Origin of the sequence: Gilliamella sp. B3023 (assembly GCF_026536845.1) — a bacterium.
Classification (GTDB): domain Bacteria; phylum Pseudomonadota; class Gammaproteobacteria; order Enterobacterales; family Orbaceae; genus Gilliamella; species Gilliamella apicola_E.
In genome coordinates this window covers 1-1,378 of the sequence record NZ_JAFNNH010000049.1, presented here as the reverse complement: position 1 = coordinate 1,378, position 1,378 = coordinate 1, and the positions used below count along the sequence as shown (strand labels likewise).

At 44.4% G+C, this 1,378-nt stretch carries 1 protein-coding gene; it reads right to left on the bottom strand.

All coding sequences use genetic code 11. From position 1 onward, the window contains the following. Window positions 1-56 precede the first annotated feature (56 nt). The coding region (locus J3U16_RS11880) for a hypothetical protein (RefSeq protein ID WP_267343183.1) at window positions 57-1,378 on the bottom strand (1,322 nt) is incomplete at its 5' end.

Here is a 1,378-nt window from a genome sequence, read left to right as displayed (position 1 = left end):
ACTATTTTTTATCACCCCCGCCCCCGCCCTAAGGATTAAGGACGAAGAAATAAAAACTAAGGATAGGAGCAAAGGCCGTGTTGGCCGTAGCCGTTGTAGTCCCAATGTACGGGACCGTGGTCTGTGCTCACGATAAACTGGTTACTACCATCCGAGTCACGAGTCCAGTAAGTGCTGGATAAGCCAACGCCTGAATAACCAACCATATTACCCCACTCAGTGACAAGACCAGAACCAATTCTACGTTGGTAATAATTACCCGGCGAGGAAGGGGTGGCGCCGACTGAACCACGACACTTATTGCCTGTATTTGAACCTCGACAAGATGCATTGGTTAAATCCCTTACGCGAGGCACTCGATAACCAAGACTATTACACCAAGATAAAGCATCAGAATAAGCGCCATACCAAGAACCACGGCCGACGAACCACTGCTTCAAAGTAAAACCATATTTGACGACAGAAGTACCATTAGTAGCACGACCGACCAACTCGAATGTCTGAGGCAGAGAAAGAGTGGAAAGACGATCAGGGCTGGATGATTTCTGTTGGGATTGGGTAGCGTAAGGACCAGTTAAAGTAACGCGTACGCTTGTAGCTGTAGGATTAGACATTGTGACTGTGATACCACCCTGAGAAACAGGAGACCAAGACAATGGCTGACTTACACCATTAATGAGTAAATCAAAGTACAATCCATTAGCGCCAGTAGTCGGAAAGTTTCTACCGTAAAGTGACGGGTCTGTTTCTTGAGTGAGAAAACCTTTATTAGGGCTCCAAATCGAAGCAGGACCAGCAAAATTCCAAGATGGGTTATAACGATCATCACCACGCTTACCATACAATAAGTTAGGCCGAGCAAAACAAACCACCGGCGAAGCCTTAGGATTGACATAATAAGTCACACTACGGGCACTGAAAGTACTACGATTAGGAAATCCGTAACGAGTTGATAATGTACCGTCTGTACTAGATAACTTAATCCTATAAGGTGCGTTACAAATTGTTAGCACGGAATTACGTGATACAGATTGATTGTTTTTATCGACGATAGATAAACTTAAACGACCAGTAGCAGTAACGTCACTATCTCCATCATCATCCCCCCAATAATTATTAGGAGGACCGATAAGAGTACTTAAATTGACTGAATTAGTATTAGTTGGGACGAACATACGAATATCAGCAAAACTCTGACCCTCAACCGGCAAAGAGATTGGTGCTGAAGAAGATGAAGTATTGGTTGATGGCATATATTGCGTACCATCAGATAACGTAATCCCAAGCAGACCGTTAGTATCAACTGCACGAGTACGACCACCGTCGAAAGTCAGATAAGGTGCACTACCCTGTATCGCATTCCTAGTTGTCTGTGATG